Here is a 20,791-nt window from a genome sequence, read left to right as displayed (position 1 = left end):
TTTGACCATGACGCCAACTACCGCTCAGAACACATCCGAAACCAATGCCGTGCAAACCATCTTGAGCACGCTCACTGATAACCATGACTTCGACCCGACCCAAATCAAAACCGATGCTGAAAGTCTAGAGCATTGGGGTAAAGACTGGACCAAGCACTTTGCCCCTGCTGCTGCTGCCATCGTCTTTCCAAAGACCACTGAACAAGTACAGACTATCGTACTCCTTGCCAATGAGCACAACGTCGTCCTCACCCCAAGTGGTGGTCGTACTGGTTTATCTGCTGGTGCCGTGGCTGCTAATGGCGAGATAGTCATTAGCATGGATAAAATGAACCAGATCGGACAGTTCTATCCTGCCGATCGAATAGTTGAAGTCGAAGCCGGTGTGGTCACCCAACAGTTGCAAGAATTCGCTGAATCAAAAGACCTATACTACCCTGTCGACTTTGCCTCAGCAGGCTCTAGTCAAATCGGTGGCAACATTGGCACCAATGCTGGTGGTATCAAAGTCATTCGCTATGGCATGACTCGTCAATGGATCATGGGGCTAACTGTCGTCACGGGTAAAGGCGATATCTTGCATCTCAATCGCGGCATGGTAAAGAACGCCACCGGTTATGACCTGCGCCAACTATTCATCGGTAGTGAAGGTACGCTTGGCCTTGTCACTCATGCGCAAATCAAACTTGAGCGTCAGCCACAAGATTTAAACGTCATGGTGCTTGGCATGGACAGCTTTAATGACGTCATGAACGTACTCTCTGCCTTTCAAGCACAGATTGATTTGACGGCATTTGAGTTCTTTGACGATGTAGCCATTGATAAGCTGATGGCACATGGTCAAGTACAAGAACCCTTTGAATCACGTACCAAGTTCTATACGCTATTAGAGTTTGAAGCGCCTTATGAGCCAATCATGGACAAAGCCATGGCCATATTTGAGCATTGTATGGAGCAAGGTTGGGTCGTCGATGGGGTGATGAGTCAAAATCTCACACAGGCTGAAGAGCTGTGGAAGCTACGTGAGTATATCTCAGAGACCATCTCAGTATTTACCCCTTATAAAAACGATGTCTCGGTGCTAATAAGTCACGTACCGACCTTTATCGAAGAGATTGATAGTATTGTAAGCACTAATTATCCAGATTTTGAAGTCTGTTGGTTCGGTCATATCGGTGATGGTAATTTGCATCTGAATATATTAAAACCTGAAAACATGAGCAAAGATGATTTCTTTGCTGAGTGTCAGGTCGTCAATAAATATGTGTTTGAGACAGTGCAGAAATATGGCGGTTCAGTATCTGCTGAGCATGGGGTTGGTATGACGAAGAAGCCGTACTTACACTATAGCCGCAGTGAGACTGAAATCAATTACTTACGAGACATCAAAAAAGTCTTTGATCCAAACAATATCATGAACCGTGGTAAGATTTTTGATATGTGATTAGATGTTCAACAGTTATCTCAAATAAAAAGACGCTAACCCGAGAGGCTAGCGTCTTTTTTATTACTTTATAATTCGCAAAAACTACGATTTATAAATACAACAGTATCAGCGCAACGACCAGTAATATGCTCAAAAACCCTTGAATAATCAGAAATGCCTGATGCGGTGCCGCGATATGACGCAACATATTACCCAATGCATTATAAGTAATACCTGCCGCCTTAATATGGGGTGGACTATCGAAAGTTTTAATGATTTGCAAAAACTGTTCAGTCCGATCAGACGACCAGCCGTGCGGCGCAAATGGTAAAAACGGAGATAATTGTACGGCCTGTGTTTTGGTCGCGGGCGACCACAACCAACGCTCTAAAAACAGCAAGCGCATACGCCAGTCGGCAAAGCTGCGATGATTGATGACTTGTAATAGCAACACTTCTACATTTTTATGACGACTATCGACGAAGATTCGCTCTTGCAGATTAAATACGTCTGACTTTTTGCCTTCAATACATTGCAGGAAGTGACCATTACCGTAGCATAGCGTGCCTGTGATGTTATGCTGCTGATTGTAGTTACGTGCATGACCTTCTACTTCATCAAAGATAGAGGTGCTTAGACGCGAGCCAAGAGTCAGCGTACTGACATAAACCAACTGAACCAAAGCGGAGTCATCTATGTCATCCCACTTCATGATTCTATTGGTATGATTTAAAGGCATAATAAAATAATCCTAAGAAGCCGATGAGATACGGCTAAACGAAACAAGCAACACAATACTATGCCTGAGTTGAAACAAAAAATTGACTCACAAAAACGTAGCAAATATTTACTACGTGAGACTGTTATTACCATTACAGCTTGCTATGATAACAAGCAAAACAAAAGGTGCTGATAGATATTATTTAGATTCTATATTGAAATAATAAATAGCAAGAAAGTCGCAGGTACAATGATAATGCAGAGTTGTGCGCTTATCGATGTTTACAAACCCTATAGGTATAGAGTGATATAGAATGCGGCGTTTGCTATCCTTTAGCCCTCTACGTTAGTCGAAACAAGCACCAAACATAATGAGTAAAACAGTCTAAGATATCAACATAACCTATTGTAAATACGGCAATAAATTATTGTAACGACAATATCTTCCTATTGGAATGTTTTTATTACTTTTTTGCACAAAAATCGGTACATCAATGTGCCATGACACCATTATGTGATACCACTACATTCAATAGCTATTTAAAACAGGAAACTTATGAGTAAGATGGAAAAATTAGATGATTTTCACCTCACGATTGCTGAGATTAAGAAAAAAGATTATCCACAATTAAAAGCATTGATGGATCGTGTCTATGTAAACTTGGGTGGCGCTTGGTCAAAGACAACCATTCATACTTTGATTGACGCTTTTCCGGAAGGTCAGATTGCCTTGTTTGATCATGATCAGCTGATTGGTATCGTGCTCTCCATGCGCGTTGACTATGCCAAGTTTTCAAACCCGCATACCTATGATGATTTAATTGGACAAAAAGAAATCATCAGAGACAATCCAGAAGGTGATGCCATTTACGGTTTGGATGCGCTCATCGACCCTGATTATCGCGGCTACCGCCTCGGTCGTCGTCTGTATGACGCACGTAAAGAGCTGTGCCGACAGTTAAACTTCCGCGCTATCTTAGCTGGCGGACGCATACCTAACTATCATAACCATAAAGATCTGACTCCAGGCGAATATATTGATGCCGTTGAAAGCCGTGAGATTCACGATTCAGCTTTGTCGTTCCAGTTGTCTAATGGCTTTATCGTTAAACGTATTTTGACCGCTTATCTGCCAGATGATAAGCAATCAAAAGGCTTTGCTACCTTGCTTGAGTGGGCAAATATCTATTATGAGCCCAAAGACTATAAGCCTAATACTCGCAAGTCTGAAGTACGTATTGGTGGTATTCAGTGGCAAATGCGTGAAGTCGAATCACCTGAAGAATTACTACAACAGGTTGAGTTCTTTGTCGATATCATGGCTGACTACAACTCAGACTTTGCTTGTTTACCTGAGTTTTTCAATGCGCCATTGATGGGTCTATGTGAAGAAACCGATCAAAATATTGCCATTCGATTTTTGGCGGGTTATACCGAGTGGTTCAAAAATGAAATCTCGCATTTAGCCGTCAGTTATAACGTCAACGTCATTACCGGTTCGATGCCGTTACTGGACGAAGACGATACCTTATACAACGTCAGCTATCTGTGCCGCCGTGATGGTACAGTTGAAGAGCAACGCAAAATTCATATTACTCCCCATGAGCGCAGCGCTTGGGTAATCGAAGGTGGCGATGAAGTCAAAGTATTCGACACAGATGCGGGTCGTATCGGTATCTTGGTCTGCTACGATGTTGAGTTCCCTGAGCTTGCACGTCTGATGGCACTTGATGACATGGATATCTTGTTTGTGCCCTTCTGGACTGATACCAAAAACGGCTATCTACGTGTCCGCCACTGCGCACAAGCCCGTGCTATCGAAAACGAATGCTATGTGATGATTTGTGGTTCAGTGGGCAACTTACCGCAAGTTGAGAGTTTGGATATTCAGTACGCTCAATCGTCGATTTTTTCACCGTCAGACTTTGCGTTCCCTCATGATGCAATCATGGCAGAAACCACTGCCAACACTGAGATGGTATTCTTCTCTGATGTAAACTTGGACAAGCTGACTCACGTTCGTCATGAAGGCTCAGTACATAACTTAATCGACCGCCGTGATGATTTGTTCAGCTTAAAGTGGAAGCGCAAAGCCAAAGTGCCAGCGAGCAAGTTAAGTGATGCAGAACGCCGTGAGAATTCAGGCAGCGTGCTTATTGGTGATCCATTACAAAACCGAGCCCAAAAGCCATAATAGGTTGACGTCGCACACTTATAGTAGACTTTACAAATAATACGGCTGATTTTCAGCCGTTTATTTTTATCTACTGTCTACTCTTAGTGCAGTGGTCATATAGGCAATCACGATAAAATAAGCAGTGACGATAAGCCATCATCTGAAAATAACTTGTAAACTAAAAAGCGGATGTCATGACGACTGATATTGAGCAAAAAGAAGTAAAGCCAAAGAAGAAGCCGAAGCCGAAGATATTTTCGATACTTAAAACGATAATGTTATACGGTCTCATGTTTATCGTGATCTATAGCGTGGTCAATTGGTGGCGACAGCCTATCATGCCTGCCAATCCTCAGTTACAACTGACCGATTATCAAGGGCGAACTATCGACTTGGCAGCGATGAGTCATGAGCGGCCTACGCTGGTATACTTTTGGGGTACGTGGTGTTCAGTCTGCAGCTTTACCTCACCCACCATTAATAAGTTAGCAGCAGATAATTATCCCGTGGTCACTGTTGCCGTACAGTCAGGCTCAAATCAAGAGCTACGCAGCTACCTCGATCAACATCGGTTTGATTTCACCACCATAAATGATCAACAAGGCAATATCTTTGCAGATTGGCAAGGACAAGTCACACCGTCCTATGTGGTATTAGAGAATGGCGAGATGACACAAGGACTAACAGGGATTCAGCCTTTATGGTCATTGAAACTGCGCTTATGGTTAGCATCTGTTTTTTAGCACTTGAATCGTACTTTATGTTTCAATAAATCATTATGTAAGGAGATTATAGCTACGTCCGTGCTGAGGATATACAACACAGATAAACAATTGATATTGGACAAAATTGGGTCGACCTCGCACAGCTCTTTTTACCCTACCCTTTTTGTCATATAATAGCTGCCGATCTAAATATTTTTTTGAATTATTTTTACTAGCATATTTTATGTTGCAATCGTCTCGTTACCATTTATTATTGACGTAACTATTTACCGACTAATGAGCGACAATGGGTATTTATTGACATGATGGTTGATAAACCGACTATGATGAGCAATATACCTACTATTAGTAATTAAGCATTATCAACACCGCGTGACCCTCAGTACTATATTGAACTACATTGAACATCGAGCCTTGTATCCGGTTTTGAACCGACACACAAACCTACCTTTTAAAAAGATACCTTCTATGACTGATAAAAGCACTGACACACCAAGCCAAGATTACAAAGACACGCTGAACCTTGCGGATACGCCATTCGCGATGCGCGCAAACCTTGCCAAACGCGAGCCAGATTGGCTTGCTGCTTGGGAAGCAGATGACGTGTACGGTAAAATTCGTCAGGCGCGTGCTGGTGCAACCAAGTATATTTTGCACGATGGCCCTCCATACGCCAACGGTCAGATTCACTTGGGTCACGCGGTCAATAAAGTACTAAAAGACATTATTGTAAAATCAAAAACCTTGTCGGGATTTGATGCGCCTTATGTCCCTGGTTGGGATTGTCATGGTCTGCCAATCGAACAAAAAGTCGAAGCTAAGGTTGGTAAAGTGGGTCAAAAAGTGTCTGCTACCGAATTTCGTGGTCTATGCCGCGAATATGCGAGTACTCAGATTGAATTGCAAAAAGCAGACTTCAAGCGTTTAGGCGTGTTTGGTGATTGGGACAATCCTTATCTGACCATGAACTTCCATCAAGAAGCCAACATCGTGCGTGCGCTTGCCAAGATCTATGACAATGGTCATGTGACTCGCGGTATGAAGCCAGTTAACTGGTGCTTGGACTGTAGCTCTGCCCTAGCAGAAGCAGAAGTAGAATATCAAGACAAAGTCTCTGACGCGATCTATGTCAGCTTTGATGTGCTCGGTACGGACAAAGTGACCGCATTGGCAGATATCGCAGATAACATCGCTGCTGTTATTTGGACAACTACGCCATGGACACTACCTGCCAACCAAGCTATCTCAGTACATCCAGAGCATAACTATAGCGTGGTCGCTACTGAAAAAGGCAATCTGTTACTCGCAGCGGATCTTGTCGAAACTGCGTTGAACGAACTTAAACTAGAAAATAACGGCATCCTAGCAACTGTATCAGGCAGCGAGCTTGAAGGCTTACATGCCCAGCATCCACTGATTGAAGACCGTCAAGTACTGCTCATCTTGGGCGATCATGTGACTACTGATAGTGGTACTGGTCTGGTACATACTGCACCTGGTCACGGTCTAGACGATTATATCGTTGGTCTAAAATACAACTTACCAGTAGAAAACCCAGTAAGCGGTACTGGCGTTTATTTAGATAGCGCTGCTGTATTTGCCGGCGAGCACATCTATAAAGCAAATCCAAAAATCATCGCTGCACTACATGACAATGGCCACTTAATCAGCCATACCAAAATTGAGCATAGCTATCCGCATTGCTGGCGTCATAAGTCGCCAATTATTTTCCGTGCTACGCCTCAGTGGTTTATCAATATGGAAACCAAAGGCTTACGTGCTCGCGCGCTTGCTGATATTCCTACAGTCAACTGGACCCCAGCGTGGGGACAAAACCGTATCGAATCAATGATGACGGGTCGTCCTGATTGGTGTATCTCACGTCAGCGTACGTGGGGCGTACCGATTACTTTCTTTACGCATAAAGAAACAGGCGAGCTGCATCCAAACACGCTTGAGCTGATGGAAGTCGCAGCACAAAAAATCAATGAAGGCGGCGTAGAAGCGTGGTTTGATGCTAGCTGTGAAGATTTCTTAGGCAGTGAAGCCGCTGACTATGACAAAGCAACTGACACGTTGGACGTTTGGTTTGACTCAGGAACGACGCATTTTGCGGTACTTGATCAGCGTGATGAATTGACCAATCCAGCTGATATGTATCTAGAAGGCTCTGACCAGCATCGCGGCTGGTTCCAGACTTCACTACTGACGTCAGAAGCGATGTATGAGCGTCCACCGTTTAAGCAAGTATTGACGCATGGTTTTGTGGTCGATGAAAACGGTCGCAAGATGAGTAAGTCACTTGGCAATATCATCACCCCGCAAGAAGAAATCAACAAAACGGGCGCGGATATGCTGCGTCTATGGATTGCCTCAAGTGACTATCGTTATGAGATGAGCGCGGGTAAGACGGTCTTTAAAGGTGCGATCGATATGTATCGCCGTATCCGTAATACCCTGCGTTTCTTGCTTGCCAATACTGATGACTTCAATCCAGCGACTGATAGCATTGATATCAATGAATTGGTTAGCCTTGATAAATTCATCATTGAGCGCGCACAAACCGTACAAGCGCAAATCATTAGCGCTTACGATGCAATGGACTTTCACCAAGTCACTCAGCACGTGACGGCGTTTTGCTCGCAAGACTTGGGTAGCTTCTATCTAGATATTATCAAGGATCGTCAGTACACCACGCAGGCGGATGGACAACCTCGTCGCTCTGCGCAGACGGCTATCTACCATATCACTCATGCATTGATTCGCTGGATCACACCGATCTTGTCATTCACGGCGCAAGAGGCATGGGAAGTACTGAACCAACGTGAGGCTGATAAAGGTGGCTATGTATTCACTCAGGAATGGTATGAGTTCCCAGCGTTTGAGCTAAGTGCTATCAGCAACGATGACTGGCAGCGCATTATGCTTGCCAAAGATATGGTAAACAAGCATATCGAAACTGCACGTGGCGAAAAAATCATCAATGCCAACTTATCTGCCGATGTGAGCCTATACGCTGACGGTACTATGTATGAAAGTCTAGCTAAGCTTGATGAAGAACTGCGCTTTGTACTCATTACTAGCAACGCAGAACTAAAGCCAATGAGCGAAGCGCCTGCTGATAGCATCACACAGATAGCAGAAGCGACCGATACCAATACCGAAGAGGCTGTAGATTTAGTGGTACAAGTTAGCGCGGCTACTGGTACTAAGTGCGTACGCTGCTGGCACATTCGTGATGACATCGGTACAGATAGCGCACACCCTGAGCTATGCGCGCGCTGCGTAACCAATGTCAGTGGCGATGGCGAGGTGCGTCACTATGCCTAACCCAACAGACTCACCTGAAAGCCAGCATGACCAGCAGCCGCAGGTGAAGGTTGACCATTCGCCTAAGCCTGCTCATGCAACTACGGGTAGCTCGACTACACCTAGAAGTCGCCTGACCAAGTCAACAAATAAGACACCAAAGCTGGTGGCCAATGGTAGTCGTGCTTTTGTATGGTATATATTGGCATTGGTTGTTGTCATTATCGATCAGTGGACCAAGTGGCTGGCAGAAACCAAACTGACCTTTCATGATCCAGTGCCAGTAATTGAGCCATTTCTCAATTGGACATTGGCTTATAACTACGGCGCGGCATTTAGCTTTTTGGCAGATGCTGGCGGTTGGCAGAAGTGGTTTTTTTCAGGACTGGCGTTACTAATGTCGCTATTTCTAATCATCTATCTGATTAAAGCACCGCGCAAAGCCACACTGTTATCTTTTGGTCTAGCCTTAGTATTGGGCGGTGCAGTTGGTAATTTAATCGACCGCTTATTACATGGTCATGTGATTGATTTTATCCATGTGCATTATGCTGATGTTTGGCATTATCCGATTTTTAATATCGCGGATATCGGTATATCTATCGGTGTACTATTGATTGTCATTGATATGCTATTTTTGGAAAAAAAGCGTGAAATGCCACGGTCATAACCGTCTATAGCTAGAGATATTAATGCAATTTATAAACGAAAAAGGTGGGTTACGTAGTCGTAACCCACCTTTTTTTATCGATCGTTTTAGTGCTTTCGTCATATACGTAGCAATACTGCTAATCGTGAATGCTATTATTTATAGAAACTCTGATAGTAAATCAGTGACAGTCTCTAACCCACCACCTGCTAATAAAAATAGCAACCCTGCCATATTCACAACGACGGTCAAATAATAAGTCACTCGAAACTCGGGTTTTTGTGATTTGTGACGCAGATACGTTTGAGCCAATAGCGCGCCTACCCAACCGCCAAGCGCGCTTAGTATATGCAGTGTAGACTCAGGCGTACGCCAGTCGCCACTTTGCGCAGCAGCTTTGTCTTTGGCATACATGCCATAAGTAATAATCCCTAGCACGACGTACCAGCCTACCACTAGCCAGCTTAGTTTATCTGTCGCTGCTAATAAAGCTAAGACACCATAAAAAGCCAGTCCAAGAAACGAACGTTTCTTTTGACCTGCTTCAAACTCTGCCTGATGGCTACGCTTCTGATTGCGCTGACGGATCTGCTGATTTTTTTGTGCCATTTTTTGCTGTACAAACCCAAGCTCTTGTACTTGCGTGGCTCGCTTGCGTCCTTCCGCATCCTGTCCAATGCTAAAGACCACTGCCTCACCGATATTAGGACGGCGCTGAGCCTTAAACTCACTTATATGAAAGAAGACAGACTCGCCTGCTTCAGTTTCAATAAAGCCAAACCCTTTATCGTCCTGCCATTTTTTGACAGTGCCTTGTTGTTTATTCACTACCGACACCTCATATCTTTTAGAATTGCCAATTATAGTACACCATCTGCGTTACATTATTGACGCTTACATCTGGTCTTAGATGGCTTATTATTTCTTACACTATAATACTGCAATTAAAGAAACTGTAATCCAACGCATTATTTTCTATTCTTTTATTCTAGCAACCGATGGCTTTTTATTATGACTCAATCTCAATTTATTAATCCAAACGAAGACACTCGTATCGCTCATGGTAGCCTTGTGAAGTTACACTTTGAAGTTTCACTAGAGAACGGCACCATCATTGACTCAACCTTTAATCGTGATGCACCTGTGTCTTTGACCATTGGTGATGAGAGCTTGTTACCTGGCTTTGAGCAAGTACTAATGAATCTACGCGCCGGTGACACTCGTACCGCACACCTTGAGCCAGAGCAAGCTTTTGGCGAGTGGAATCCTGAAAACATCCAACATTTTAGCCGTACTCAGTTTGCTCTAGTCGCTGACAATCCAGAAATTGGTATGATGGTTGAGTTCGAAGACAAAGGCAAAAATACGCTGCCGGGTACGATTAGCGCCATCGATGAAGACCAAGTCGAAGTAGACTTTAACCACCCACTGGCAGGACAAGACGTATTATTCAAAGTAAAAATCTTTAAAGTCACACCGCCCGGTGTCACAGGCATCAAGTTAATGTAGTCATTTAAAAACTATCAAAAACTCGTTAGACATTAACTAAGATAAAAGCTCGCGACGATAAAAATTAATATCGATGAAAAAAAATCAAAAGGGAGACTTATATGCAGTATCAAACGTTACCGCAACTCGATGAAAAAGTATCTAAAATCTGTCTAGGCACGATGACATGGGGACAGCAAAATACTGAGTCCGAAGCACATGAGCAAATGGACATGGCACTCAGTGAAGGTGTGAATTTTTGGGATACCGCCGAGATGTACCCGTCACCACCAGATAAAGACAAACAAGGCGATACTGAACGCTTTATGGGCACTTGGTTTAACAAGACCAAACAACGTGACAAAGTCATTCTTGCCAGCAAAATATCACCAATGAACTTTTTGCGTGATGGACAAACGCGCTTTAACGCACAGCATATCAGCAGCGCTATCGATGGTAATTTGGAACGTCTACAAACAGACTATATTGATATCTATCAGCTGCATTGGCCAGAGCGTCAAGCGAATTTCTTTGGTCAGCGCGGCTATGATGAAGAGATGGCGGCACAGTCATTAGACGATTTAACCCCATTTTTAGAGACTATTCAGGCCTTAAATGATGAGATCAAAAAAGGTCGTATTCGTGCTTATGGTCTATCGAATGATACCGCGTGGGGACTGATGCGCTATCTATGGGAAGCAGATAAGAATGGCCTAATTCCACCACTTACCGTGCAAAACCCATATAGCCTATTGAACCGCTTATATGAAGTTGGTATGGCTGAGATAGCCCATCGTGAAAACGTTGGTCTACTTGCGTATTCTCCGCTTGGTTTTGGTGTATTGTCTGGCAAATACCTTGATGGTAAACGTCCTACTGGCGCACGTCTGACCATGTATGATCGTTTCGGTCGTTATGTAAATGAGCAGGCCAAATCAGCCACTGAACAATATGCCAAGATAGCTGCTGATGCAGGTTTGGACATGGCGCAGATGTCATTGGCTTTTGTAAACTCTCGTCACTTTGTCACCAGCAACATTATTGGGGCAACGACGACCGAGCAACTCAAATCAAACATCGACAGTGTCAATGTGGAGCTAACAGAAGATGTATTAGAGGCGATTGAAGCAGTGCATACACAGCAGCCGAATCCATCGCCATAGTTGATATTTTATAGAGACTGGATGTTAATAGAGCCTACTGAATAAATAATATTAAGTTCTCTCTATTAATTCTCCTATAAAAAAGGGCGCAAATCGTTTCGATTTGCGCCCTTTTATTAACTGGCTGAGATTAACTACAATAGCTCAACTCTAACTAGTTCAACTGTAAGTAATCAGTCTTCAACTGGTGCGCTAAGGACTCTTGAGTGCAGCTCAGCCAATCCTTCGTTCATGCGTGCTTGCAATAAATTGGTCAGCTCGCTTTTGTTACGACCTTCTGGATCTATAGGCGCGAGTGGCAATACATAAGCGGTCACGTTTTTGCTATCGAGCACTTTTTTCATGCTTTCTTTCATCGTAAGCTTACCATAATATGGCAATGCGTCGCTTAATGTGCCGTCTTTGTTGACATAAGCGATGATGATCGGTCTGATAGGCACATCAGCATCTATGGCTGCTTGCAACAATGTTCCATGAATGCGCTTTACTTTTTTACCACTGGTAGTGGTCGCCTCAGGGAAGAAAATAATCGAAAATCCTTTGGCTAAAAAGTCAGCAATCTGCGCCGATACTGAGCTTGCATCACCGGAGCCACGCTCGATGAAAAGCGTCCCTGCGGCATGAGCAAGTTTGCCAAATACAGGCCATTCACCGATTTCAGCCTTGGATAAAAAGAACGCTGGGCTTACAGTACCAACGACAGGGATATCCATCCATGACACATGATTCGATACCCACAAGCCATGGAACTGCTCTACAGGTTCCACTTCTACCACTTTTACCCCAAAAGAGCCTGCCATCTTGCGGCAGAATGTCTGGATATAGCGCGGTAGGGTTTCGCGTGGTGGCTGCTTAAATGCACCGATACGCTTTGCCGCGCGTATGCCGCCGACCATGGTCGTGGTCATACCAGCAACCTGTCTGCCTCGGCTCAACTGTCGTCTGAGTGAAAAGCTTGATTTAGCTTGGCTCATCTTCGCCCTCATGATTAAATAACGGGTGTTTAATAGTCAAAAAACGAGCCCAGTATAACAAAGTTCGCACACTCAGTGATAGATTGTTCACTCAGTGAGTGCTGACTTTTATACAAACGGGTAATAAAGCAGATTTATAAAAAATTATCCGCAGCAAACGCTGTAACATAAAACCATCGCTAATTATGCTAATACGCTTTAATATCAAGTGATAAGACCATATATAGATAATCATATAAACGCTACGTCAAAGCTTATTGAGCTGATTATAGCCAGACATTTACTTTATTAAATAGGTGATACTCTTTGGATTATTTTGAAAGACATGAAGGTGGCGAACGCGCCATTTTAGTACATTTAGACATCCGCCAAATTCAAGATCCTGATGATCTTAGTGAATTTGAGCTGTTGGCTGATTCAGCAGGTGCCGATCGTTTGGCATTAGTCACTGGATCACGCTCACGCCCTGACGCAAAATACTTCGTTGGTAGCGGAAAAGCAGAAGAAATCGCAGAACTAGTGCGCGAACACGAAGCCGATATCGTACTGTTTAACCACAGCCTGTCGCCATCACAAGAGCGTAATATCGAAGCGCTAGTGAAATGCCGCGTGTTGGATCGTACTGGTTTAATTTTGGATATTTTTGCGCAGCGTGCCCGTACCTACGAAGGTAAGCTGCAAGTAGAGCTGGCTCAGCTTAACCATCTATCAACACGTCTGGTACGTGGTTGGACGCATTTGGAACGTCAAAAAGGTGGTATTGGTCTGCGTGGACCGGGTGAAACCCAGCTTGAGACCGATCGCCGTCTACTACAGACTCGCGTCAACCAGCTAAAGAGCAAGCTAGAAAAAGTCCGTCAAACCCGTGCGCAAGGCCGCGCTCGTCGCCAAAAATCTGATGTACCGACCATCTCGCTGGTCGGCTACACCAATGCGGGCAAATCTACTTTGTTCAATCGTTTGGTCGATGAAAACATCTACGCTGCTGACAAACTATTTGCGACGCTAGACCCTACTCTGCGCCGTTTAGACTGGCAGGGAGTTGGTCGTGTCGTCTTAGTCGATACAGTTGGTTTTGTCCGTCATCTGCCGCATGAGCTGGTTGAGTCTTTTCATGCAACCCTAGAAGAAACGTTAGAAGCAGACTTGTTATTGCACGTCATTGATTCCTCTAGCGAAGACATGCACGAGCAGATTCAAGCGGTCAAAGAGGTATTGGCAGAAATCGATAACGATGTACCTGTGCTCAATGTCTACAACAAGATTGATCTGACTGATGAGCCTGCACATATCGGCTATGCTAGCGAAGGTCAGCCAAACCGCGTCTATGTCTCTTCTAGACAGAATCTCGGTATGGAAGAGCTAACGCTTGCCGTACAGCAACTGCTGACAGGTAAACTGACGACGTTTGATTTGACCTTGCCGTATGATGCTGGACAGTTCAAAAACACTCTATATGAATTGGGTGTTATTGAAGAAGAAAGTTACGACGATACAGGTCGTGAATGTCTGACAATTCGTTTGCCAAGTGACCGTCTAAGACAGCTACTGGGTCAAGCTAACTTGAAACCTATCGATGTGTTGCCACTTGCACAAGCAACATTGCTGATGCCAGTACTCGAAGAGTTTGAGAAGGTTGATGACGTTGAAGAGCCAACCATGACAGAGGCTGAAGAAAAAGCGTTTGACGAGTTTGATGCATTACACTCAGAAACAGCTGATTCAGAAAAATAATCGTTGTTTCTGTCAAATAAGAACTATTGTTAAAGTGAGTCATTTGCGGCAGTAATTGAATGAACTTTTGATTCATACTGTTCGACCACAGACCCTCATATAGTACGTTAAAATAGAATAGACGATATCCATTGATATCGTCTATTTTTTTTGGATATGACGAGTCACGGTGCATAGGCTTTATTAGTTGCCTCACTCTCTATATAATCGCCTGTTATACATTCAACAAATATTGATAGATAGCGTTAATCTCTCGAAAGTGAATCATTGCTACCATCAGTATGCATAGCATCATTTTCTACGTTGTGTTCTTGGTGCGATCATATACTTTGTTTTGTACACCATCCATTTATATCTGACTTGGCCAGAATTGCTTATGAAGCCTGCTCACTCTCCCCATCTCCCACTATGGCTTGCGTTAATTCTAACGTTGACCATGGTCATCGTTGTTCGAGAAACGGCGGTTGTTCTCTGTCAAATGGCAGGCATCGAAAAAGCGGCCAATATTGTCGGCTTGGTTGCGATGTTTGTTATTTTGATGGCCTGGCGACTGCTCAAGGGGTTACCGAGCTGGCTCACACAGGCCAGTAATACGTTACTAGTCGATAGTGGTTTTGCCTTCTTACCCGTTTCTGCTGGTGCAGGCTTGTTGCTATTTGCTCTAGGAGATGAGCTATTGGGTGTGATGATAACGATGATTGTGAGTACGCTCATACCACTGTGGGGACTAGCATTATTGGCCAATCGCTGGCTCAATCACGCTGCAAACACTGATAGTACGACTACCACTGAGCAAAAGGGACAGCCGTGAGCTGCGGAGAGATATTATGACTTTTGACAGCGTATTTATGGCAACCCTAGCCGCAATATTATTGACATTAGCAGCACATGTAATTGCACGTGTATTGGCACGTAAATTATCATGGCTACCGATGGTCATTACCGCACTTGTTCTAGTACTTGTTTTCCTATTTGTACTGCAATGGGATTACAACAACTATTACAGCGCGGCAAAACCTGTATTTGACCATCTGTTAGGATATGTGACAGTACTCTTGGCTGTGCCACTGGCGGCGATGAACTTTAAAGGCTTACCAGTCAAAAAGCTCACTTTAATTGTCGCTATTGCTAGCGTCGTTGGCGCATTATTGCCTATGTCACTGGCTTACTTATTTTCACTCAGCCATGAGACCCTATTGGCTTTCGCTACCCGTTCTGTGACTACGCCGATTGGCCTGAGTGTCGCAGATTTAATCAAAGCACCACTGGCAATGGCTAACCTAATTATCATCGTCTCAGGTCTAATAGGTGGTACGGTCGCGCGCTTTTTGTTCCGCGGTATCAATGACAACCGAGCCAAAGGTCTAGCACTGGGGTTAGCAGCTCACGCGTTTGGAACAGTAGAGGCATGGCAAATCAGTCATACAGCAGGACGTTATGCTGCATTTGGATTGGCAGTGAACGGGTTAGTTACCGCAGTTTGGGTGCCTATCTTTATCAGTGCTATCGGTATCTAGTCGTAACTAGAACCCTACCTAAACTATTCTTATATTTTTAAAAACCTAACCATTAATAGGCTTATCTACTATTAGTTTGAAATTAAAAATCACCTCGACTATTCAGATGTCATTATTATTTCTTAAAAAATTGAGATACTTTATTTATCTGAATTCATAAACGAAAAAACCGACTACGGATGGCTCATAAAGTAGCCCAGAAAATTTAGCATATTGATTTACCTAAGATTATTTAACAATGAAAATCTGATTTTACAACTTAGTTTGTCAATCTGATGCGCCAAAAAGTTATTATATGTTATAGTAAGCAACTATTATTTTTTGTATCTATTGCAAGTGGTTCCTTATTGAAAGTGATAATTGCTCAGCTGCTGTCGTCACAGTAGGCTAAATACTTCTGCAAAATCAGTAACCGCTTAAGCGCCTAAATCAACGCATATATAGGCAAAACAATTTGCTGTTATTCGATAAAAAGTGACTTTACTATGATAAATACGGCTACTTCAATGACTCGCTGCTTATCTTCCCTTTTACTAAGTGCCATTGCTCTTTCGACCTTTTCTGTCGCTGCCAATGCAGGCAATATGTATATTTATAAAGACAAAGGTGGACAAGTACTGTTGACCAACGTCAATCCTAGTGGAAATTTTGATAAGTTTACGAAAAAAGTAAAAGTAACTTATTATAAAGACTCTAAGATGTATGACGGAAGTAGCGATAGCTATGGTAGCAGCGCCGCTAGCAATAGCGGAAGTCGCAACTCTTACGACAGCTACATTCGTGCGTCCGCTGAGCGCAATGGTGTTGACCCTGCCCTAATGAAAGCGATGATGCATACTGAATCAGCTTTCAATCCAAATGCACGTTCACCAGTAGGCGCACAAGGTCTGATGCAGTTGATGCCAGCAACTGCGCGCCGCTTCAATGTGAGCAACCCTTGGAACCCTGCAGATAATATCGAAGGATCAGCCAAATATATCGCGTGGCTCATGCGCCGCTTCAATAACAATGTCGAACATGCTGTCGCAGGCTACAATGCGGGCGAAGGCAATGTCGATAAATATGGTGGCATCCCTCCATTCAAAGAAACACGTAACTATGTTCAAAGAGTGATGAGCCGTTATCATAGCTTGTATAAGAACGATGCAGGACTGTTTGGTGCGAGTATCAGTGCTAACAATCAAACCAGTAGCACCAGTACCAGTAATGGCTTACAAAATGTCAGTTACGGCACCAGCAGCAATGTGAATAGTGCCAGCTATGCCAACTCAGCCTATGCTGCTTTACGCTAAGCCAGTCACCTAAAAATCAGACATAAAAAAGCCCATTAACGAATTAATGGGCTTTTTTATGTTTGGATGCTTTATATCTTGATGCATTAAGAGTAATAAAGCCAAACTGTGAGCCACAATTAAAGACTCACAGCCTGATCCAATACTATTTGGTACTTACTTGTTGGCAGCCTGAGTTGCAGCAACTTCAGCAGCGAAGTCTTCTTGCTTCTTCTCGATGCCTTCACCAACTTCTAGACGTTTGAAACCAAGTACTTTTACGCCTTCAGCTTTTAGGACTTCACCAACTTTTTTGTCGTTGTCCATAACGTATGGCTGACGTAGTAAAGTTACTTCGTCTAGGTACTTACGTAGGCCACCTTCGATCATTTTTTCAACGATGTTGTCAGGCTTGCCAGACTCACGAGCTTTTGCTTCGATGATGTCTTTTTCGCGTGCCAATACGTCAGCAGCAACATCTTCGTCATCTACAGCAACAGGGTTGAATGCAGCGATATGCATAGCAAGGTTTTTACCAGTGTCAGCGTCGCCGCCTTCAAAAGATACAACTACACCGATACGTAGACCATGACGGTATGCAGCGATGTTAGCACCTTCAAGTGTTTCAACACGGCGAATCTGGATGTTTTCACCGATTTTCTGTACTAGTGATACACGTGCTTCTTCAACAGTCTGACCTTCGCCATAAGACAATTCAGAGATAGCAGCAACGTCAGTTACGTTGTTTTCTAGTGCAAGGTTAGCAACTTTTTCTGCAAATGCAGTGAAGCTGTCATCTTTTGCAACGAAGTCAGTCTGGCAGTTAACTTCTAACAAGAATGCTTTGTTTTCGCCTTGAGCGATGATGATAGCGCCGTCAGCTGCGATGTTACCTGCTTTTTTAGCTGCTTTAGCTTGACCAGATTTACGTAGGTTATCAATGGCAACTTCAACATCACCGTTTGATTCTTCTAACGCTTTTTTACATTCCATCATGCCAAGACCAGTACGGTCACGCAATTCTTTTACCATTTTGGCAGATACTTTTACTTCTGTCATAAGAGTCACCTTAGTATAGTTATGTATAGGAGTGCTGTATTTCTATTCGATATCTTAGTATTACTTAAAATCTAACAGACAGCTCGTTTTGAACGATTACTAATATAGCCATCAATGATGTCAAACAAATAACATCTCTACAATATAGCGATATGACCAGTAGGAGCGATAATACTCGCCCAATAGCTACTCGCTTATACGCATGGCATTATTAATAAGGCTTTATTCAATAACAAGGCATGACGAGTAAAACTACATCATGCCTATTATGAGCTTATACGCTGTTCAAAACATTATATGGATGCTGATAGATACACTATCAAGACATCCTTACAAAGTTAAACTTTTTAAGTCAGCTACTTATTCTGCTGGAGTTGCAGCAGCTTCTTCTGCAGCTGGCGCTTCTTCAGTTGCAGCAGGTGCTTGCTCAGCTTTACCACCAGCTTGAGTTTGTGCGTATTCTTTACCAGCGATGATAGCATCAGCCATAGAAGTTACGTACAAAGTCACAGCACGGATAGCATCATCGTTAGCTGGGATGATGTAGTCAACGTTGTCTGGGCTAGAGTTAGTATCAACGATACCGATAACTGGGATACCCAAGTTCTTGGCTTCTTTAATAGCGATAGCTTCGTGATCTACGTCTACTACGAAGATAGCGTCAGGTAGGCCGCCCATGTCTTTGATACCACCTAGTGAACGCTCAAGTTTTTCCATATCGCGAGTACGCTCTAGCGCTTCACGCTTAGTTAGCTTAGCGAAAGTACCGTCTTCTGCTTGCTTTTCTAGCTCTTTTAGACGGTTGATTGACTGGCGTAGTGTTTTCCAGTTAGTCAACATACCACCTAACCAGCGATGGTCAACGTATGGCATGCCAGCGCGAGCTGCTTGCTCACGTACGATACCGCTTGCAGCGCGTTTAGTACCAACAAATAATACTTTGTTTTTCTTAGCAGCTAGGCCGTTTACGTAAGTCAACGCTTCGTTGAACGCTTTTACGGTGTGCTCTAAGTTGATGATATGGATTTTGTTACGTGCGCCAAAGATGTATGGACCCATTTTTGGGTTCCAAAAACGTGTTTGGTGACCAAAGTGAGCGCCTGCTTGTAGTAAGTCGCGCATTTCGATTTTGGTTGGATTCTTTGTAGCCATGAGAATATATCCTATTGGTTGGGTTATGCCTCCACATCACAAAAACAGCCTATTTAGCGACACGCATCTGCTACCAGTTAGTTTTCATTAGTAAAGCACTAACAGATCACAAATTAATCAAGTCGCCAAACACCCAGCAATTTTTTGCCATGATGTGTGTGTCATTGGTTGGTTTAAAAAAGAAGCTATCGCTAGATTGAAGCAAATGCCCGAATCTAAACTATAAAGTGAATTATAAAAAATAGCTGCGCTGTATTTTATCACATAACGCCTCAGAATCTCCAGCAGTTTGTTCGTAGCGTATCAATAAGATAAAAACAAACTATGGCGATAATAAAACAAAAAAAGCGACACAATTGCATCGCTTTTTTTATGATTATCTTTTTAATAGCTATTTTTCAAGCAAGGTTACCGCCGTCACTCTTTTATAATTATCACTCGTTTATAGAGCATTGACTATAACTTATGCAATGCAAATACCGATGACTGCTTTGTAACCACGCCACGTAAATGGTGTGATATAGCTTTGACGGTCTTTAGGTAAATAAGACACGCTTGGCGCACTCTCAACAATGTGCGGCGGCGAGATAATAAACTCTGAACCAAACTCTGTCCGAGCGTTACCTGAGATTGTATTGGCCATTTCACCCAACAAATCTTTCATCATCGTGATTGAAGAGTCAGGCTCGCCCATCACTTTGATGACTTCTCGCAACATCACGCTTGGTGCACTGACATAGACGCAGCCTTCCAAAGGCCCTGATATCTTAATGACACCGCTATAATCAAAGCCAATCGCACTTTTGTTGTTGTTCAAGTAAGGGGTATCAATTGACACTTCCGAGCCATCGATTTGCGCAAAAAACGCATTGATCGAGCTTAGAAACACACCCAATTTTTCTACTTTAACCATAATATATTAATATCCATCTGTATTACGTGGCAGCATTAATCTTGCAAACAAACCACAATCTCGCCTACTTGAGAATGCCAAGTGATGGGGATGATAAAAGAACGCTCATCGTTCGGCAATACAATACTTTGCGGCGCACCTTTGAACACAAATGGTACAGAGATATGAAACTCTGAGCCAAACTCTTTACGTGCATTGCCTGCGATTGTATTGGCCACTTCCCCAGCCAGATCTACATAGTTCTCTTCGCTTTTATCGGTTTCGCCCATGCTGTCTAAGATTGAAGACAACAAGTCACGCGTCGCCGAAAAATACACCACGCCTTTTTGGCCACCAGATATACCAATCACGCCCGTATAATCGTGGACTTTTGGCTGTTTGTTTTCTAGTAAGTAAGGAGTGTCGGCAATAAGCTCTTCTCCACCAAACTGGTCAAAATAATTACTAATAATACTTAAAAAAATCTGTAGCTTTTGCTCTTTCATAATGACATCTGCTTTGGTCGATGAATGGTA

The 20,791-nt window shown here is 43.3% G+C and carries 18 protein-coding genes; 11 read left to right on the top strand and 7 right to left on the bottom strand.

From position 1 onward, the window contains the following. The first annotated feature begins 7 nt into the window (after positions 1 to 7). On the top strand, positions 8 to 1,444 hold the full coding sequence (locus AK824_RS02300) for an FAD-binding oxidoreductase (RefSeq protein ID WP_057758458.1): 1,437 nt from the start codon (positions 8 to 10) through the stop codon (positions 1,442 to 1,444). A gap of 91 nt (positions 1,445 to 1,535) precedes the next feature. On the opposite strand, the gene AK824_RS02295 is transcribed toward AK824_RS02300, so the two are convergent. After that, positions 1,536 to 2,165 (bottom strand): BLUF domain-containing protein, encoded by a 630-nt coding sequence (locus AK824_RS02295; protein ID WP_057758456.1) that lies wholly within the window; start codon positions 2,163 to 2,165, stop codon positions 1,536 to 1,538. A gap of 537 nt (positions 2,166 to 2,702) precedes the next feature. On the opposite strand from AK824_RS02295, the gene AK824_RS02290 reads away from it, so the two are divergent. From AK824_RS02290 to lspA, 4 genes are all read left to right on the top strand, one after another. Next, positions 2,703 to 4,340 carry a carbon-nitrogen hydrolase family protein gene (locus AK824_RS02290; RefSeq protein ID WP_057758454.1) on the top strand — a complete coding sequence of 546 codons (1,638 nt, stop codon included), beginning with the start codon at positions 2,703 to 2,705 and terminating at the stop codon, positions 4,338 to 4,340. A 176-nt stretch (positions 4,341 to 4,516) separates the two neighbouring features. Continuing rightward, positions 4,517 to 5,065, top strand: a complete 549-nt coding sequence (locus tag AK824_RS02285; protein ID WP_057758452.1) for a protein disulfide oxidoreductase — start codon at positions 4,517 to 4,519, stop codon at positions 5,063 to 5,065. 450 nt (positions 5,066 to 5,515) lie between these two features. After that, a complete protein-coding gene (gene ileS, locus AK824_RS02280; RefSeq protein ID WP_057758450.1) occupies positions 5,516 to 8,377 on the top strand; it encodes an isoleucine--tRNA ligase in 2,862 nt (953 codons plus the stop codon). After that, positions 8,370 to 9,026 carry a signal peptidase II gene (gene lspA, locus AK824_RS02275; protein ID WP_082624546.1) on the top strand — a complete coding sequence of 219 codons (657 nt, stop codon included), beginning with the start codon at positions 8,370 to 8,372 and terminating at the stop codon, positions 9,024 to 9,026. The genes ileS and lspA overlap by 8 nt, the downstream gene beginning before the upstream one ends. Positions 9,027 to 9,164: 138 nt before the next feature. Here lspA and AK824_RS02270 read toward each other — a convergent pair whose 3' ends face one another. Continuing rightward, the gene (locus tag AK824_RS02270) at positions 9,165 to 9,833 is read right to left on the bottom strand and encodes a DUF1294 domain-containing protein (RefSeq protein ID WP_227511190.1); all 669 of its coding nucleotides are present in this window, start codon (positions 9,831 to 9,833) and stop codon (positions 9,165 to 9,167) included. A gap of 183 nt (positions 9,834 to 10,016) precedes the next feature. Between AK824_RS02270 and AK824_RS02265 the strand changes: the two genes are divergently transcribed. Next, on the top strand, positions 10,017 to 10,514 hold the full coding sequence (locus tag AK824_RS02265; RefSeq protein WP_057758447.1) for an FKBP-type peptidyl-prolyl cis-trans isomerase: 498 nt from the start codon (positions 10,017 to 10,019) through the stop codon (positions 10,512 to 10,514). Positions 10,515 to 10,615: 101 nt separating this feature from the next. Beyond that, complete coding sequence (locus tag AK824_RS02260) at positions 10,616 to 11,656, top strand: aldo/keto reductase (RefSeq protein ID WP_057758445.1); 1,041 nt, start codon at positions 10,616 to 10,618, stop codon at positions 11,654 to 11,656. 173 nt (positions 11,657 to 11,829) lie between these two features. On the opposite strand, the gene AK824_RS02255 is transcribed toward AK824_RS02260, so the two are convergent. Continuing rightward, positions 11,830 to 12,630, bottom strand: a complete 801-nt coding sequence (locus AK824_RS02255; RefSeq protein ID WP_057758444.1) for a lysophospholipid acyltransferase family protein — start codon at positions 12,628 to 12,630, stop codon at positions 11,830 to 11,832. Between the two features lie 306 nt (positions 12,631 to 12,936). Between AK824_RS02255 and hflX the strand changes: the two genes are divergently transcribed. From hflX to AK824_RS02235, 4 genes are all read left to right on the top strand, one after another. Then, complete coding sequence (gene hflX, locus AK824_RS02250; protein ID WP_057758442.1) at positions 12,937 to 14,364, top strand: ribosome rescue GTPase HflX; 1,428 nt, start codon at positions 12,937 to 12,939, stop codon at positions 14,362 to 14,364. Positions 14,365 to 14,740: 376 nt separating this feature from the next. Next, entirely contained in the window at positions 14,741 to 15,175 is a 435-nt protein-coding gene (locus AK824_RS02245; RefSeq protein ID WP_057758440.1) for a hypothetical protein, read from the top strand. A gap of 16 nt (positions 15,176 to 15,191) precedes the next feature. Continuing rightward, a complete protein-coding gene (locus tag AK824_RS02240; RefSeq protein ID WP_057758438.1) occupies positions 15,192 to 15,881 on the top strand; it encodes an LrgB family protein in 690 nt (229 codons plus the stop codon). Positions 15,882 to 16,366: 485 nt separating this feature from the next. Continuing rightward, positions 16,367 to 17,173, top strand: a complete 807-nt coding sequence (locus AK824_RS02235) for a lytic transglycosylase domain-containing protein (RefSeq protein WP_057758436.1) — start codon at positions 16,367 to 16,369, stop codon at positions 17,171 to 17,173. A 156-nt stretch (positions 17,174 to 17,329) separates the two neighbouring features. On the opposite strand, the gene tsf is transcribed toward AK824_RS02235, so the two are convergent. The 4 genes from tsf to AK824_RS02215 all read right to left on the bottom strand — a co-directional run bounded on the left by tsf (position 17,330) and on the right by AK824_RS02215 (position 20,761). Further along, complete coding sequence (gene tsf / locus AK824_RS02230) at positions 17,330 to 18,211, bottom strand: translation elongation factor Ts (protein ID WP_057758434.1); 882 nt, start codon at positions 18,209 to 18,211, stop codon at positions 17,330 to 17,332. A 360-nt stretch (positions 18,212 to 18,571) separates the two neighbouring features. After that, on the bottom strand, positions 18,572 to 19,363 hold the full coding sequence (rpsB, locus tag AK824_RS02225) for a 30S ribosomal protein S2 (RefSeq protein WP_057758431.1): 792 nt from the start codon (positions 19,361 to 19,363) through the stop codon (positions 18,572 to 18,574). Positions 19,364 to 19,826: 463 nt separating this feature from the next. Then, positions 19,827 to 20,276, bottom strand: coding sequence for a chemotaxis protein CheX (locus AK824_RS02220; RefSeq protein WP_057758429.1), 450 nt, complete (start codon positions 20,274 to 20,276; stop codon positions 19,827 to 19,829). 35 nt (positions 20,277 to 20,311) lie between these two features. Next, complete coding sequence (locus AK824_RS02215; protein WP_057758427.1) at positions 20,312 to 20,761, bottom strand: chemotaxis protein CheX; 450 nt, start codon at positions 20,759 to 20,761, stop codon at positions 20,312 to 20,314. Positions 20,762 to 20,791: the final 30 nt, after the last annotated feature.

The sequence above is a fragment of the Psychrobacter sp. P11G3 genome, assembly GCF_001435845.1.
Lineage (GTDB): Bacteria > Pseudomonadota > Gammaproteobacteria > Pseudomonadales > Moraxellaceae > Psychrobacter.
The sequence above is the reverse complement of the archived record's forward strand: the minus strand, read 5'-3'. Positions and strand labels throughout refer to the sequence as shown.

Excerpts from the sequence above, each read along its gene's own strand:
- AK824_RS02290 (WP_057758454.1), top strand. The coding sequence starts at position 2,703 with ATGAGTAAGATGGAAAAATTAGATGATTTTCACCTCACGATTGCTGAG.
- AK824_RS02265 (WP_057758447.1), top strand. The coding sequence starts at position 10,017 with ATGACTCAATCTCAATTTATTAATCCAAACGAAGACACTCGTATCGCT.
- AK824_RS02255 (WP_057758444.1), bottom strand. The coding sequence starts at position 12,630 with ATGAGCCAAGCTAAATCAAGCTTTTCACTCAGACGACAGTTGAGCCGA.
- AK824_RS02215 (WP_057758427.1), bottom strand. The coding sequence starts at position 20,761 with ATGAAAGAGCAAAAGCTACAGATTTTTTTAAGTATTATTAGTAATTAT.
- rpsB (WP_057758431.1), bottom strand. The coding sequence starts at position 19,363 with ATGGCTACAAAGAATCCAACCAAAATCGAAATGCGCGACTTACTACAA.
- AK824_RS02300 (WP_057758458.1), top strand. The coding sequence starts at position 8 with ATGACGCCAACTACCGCTCAGAACACATCCGAAACCAATGCCGTGCAA.
- AK824_RS02260 (WP_057758445.1), top strand. The coding sequence starts at position 10,616 with ATGCAGTATCAAACGTTACCGCAACTCGATGAAAAAGTATCTAAAATC.
- lspA (WP_082624546.1), top strand. The coding sequence starts at position 8,370 with ATGCCTAACCCAACAGACTCACCTGAAAGCCAGCATGACCAGCAGCCG.
- tsf (WP_057758434.1), bottom strand. The coding sequence starts at position 18,211 with ATGACAGAAGTAAAAGTATCTGCCAAAATGGTAAAAGAATTGCGTGAC.
- AK824_RS02285 (WP_057758452.1), top strand. The coding sequence starts at position 4,517 with ATGACGACTGATATTGAGCAAAAAGAAGTAAAGCCAAAGAAGAAGCCG.
- AK824_RS02240 (WP_057758438.1), top strand. The coding sequence starts at position 15,192 with ATGACTTTTGACAGCGTATTTATGGCAACCCTAGCCGCAATATTATTG.
- AK824_RS02245 (WP_057758440.1), top strand. The coding sequence starts at position 14,741 with ATGAAGCCTGCTCACTCTCCCCATCTCCCACTATGGCTTGCGTTAATT.
- AK824_RS02235 (WP_057758436.1), top strand. The coding sequence starts at position 16,367 with ATGATAAATACGGCTACTTCAATGACTCGCTGCTTATCTTCCCTTTTA.
- ileS (WP_057758450.1), top strand. The coding sequence starts at position 5,516 with ATGACTGATAAAAGCACTGACACACCAAGCCAAGATTACAAAGACACG.
- AK824_RS02295 (WP_057758456.1), bottom strand. The coding sequence starts at position 2,165 with ATGCCTTTAAATCATACCAATAGAATCATGAAGTGGGATGACATAGAT.
- AK824_RS02220 (WP_057758429.1), bottom strand. The coding sequence starts at position 20,276 with ATGGTTAAAGTAGAAAAATTGGGTGTGTTTCTAAGCTCGATCAATGCG.